General features: G+C 73.5%; 1 protein-coding gene. It reads right to left on the reverse strand.

Annotated features, from left to right (window positions below; all coding sequences use genetic code 11):
• The coding region (locus AB0D31_RS12435; protein WP_362720794.1) for an NAD(P)-binding domain-containing protein at nt 1–651 on the reverse strand (651 nt) is incomplete at its 3' end.
• Between the last annotated feature and the right edge of the window lie 269 nt (nt 652–920).

A 920-nucleotide genomic window follows, 5' to 3' on the forward strand; every position in this document is an offset into this window, starting at 1 on the left:
ACGCGGGTCCACCCGGAGCGCCTCGGCGAGGCCGAGGCACTCGGCGACCGCGCCCACCAGATTGATCACCCACGTGTTGGCGACGAGCTTCAGGCGTGAGGCGCCGCCCGGCTCGTGACTCACCCAGACGGTCCGCTGTCCGATCGCGTCGAGCACGGGTGCGAGCCGCTCGCGCGCCTCGGGGGCCCCCGACACGAAAACCGTCAGCTTGCCCTCCTCGGCGGGCGCTTTGGTGCCGAGTACGGGGCAGTCGTAGTACAGGACCCCCAACTCGGCAGCGCGGTGGGCGAGTTGGAGCGTCGCATCCGGACCGACGGTCGAGGTCTGGAGCCACGGCTGACCGGAGTGCAGGCCGTGGGCGGCGGCATCGAGGGTGGCCGACACGGCCGGTCCGTCGTTCAGCGCGGTCAGTACGACATCCGCGCCGCGCACGGCCTCGGCGGCGTCCGGGAACACCGTCGCCCCGTCGTCGGCCAGCGCCCGGGCCTTGGCCTCGGTCCGGTTCCAGGCCCGCACCGGCAGCCCGGCCCTGAGCAGACTGCGGGCCATCCCGGACCCCATGATCCCGGTGCCGAGTACGGCGACGGTGGGTGCGTCGGCGGATCCTGTGCTGTTGGCTGTGCCGCCGGCTGTGCTGGGGGCTGTGGTCACGATGGGCTCCTTCGCGAGGGTGGTGACACGGCACTCGGCCACGTGACTCCGAGCCCCGCACGGGCGAACGCGTACCGCCGAGTCCGGCGTGGGCGGCCACGTACCGCCGAGTCTCGTACAGAGGGGGAGCACACGAGGCGTACGGCACCGCCGAAAACGAGCGGTGGCCGTGGCCGACCACGATAACGAGCGGCAGCGTGTCCGGCCCCGGAAGCCGGCGGCGGCCGTGCCCGACCCCGAAAGCTAGCCGCGGATGCGGCCGCCCCGCG

Origin of the sequence: Streptomyces sp. NPDC048361, assembly GCF_040651795.1 — a bacterium.
GTDB lineage: Bacteria > Actinomycetota > Actinomycetes > Streptomycetales > Streptomycetaceae > Streptomyces.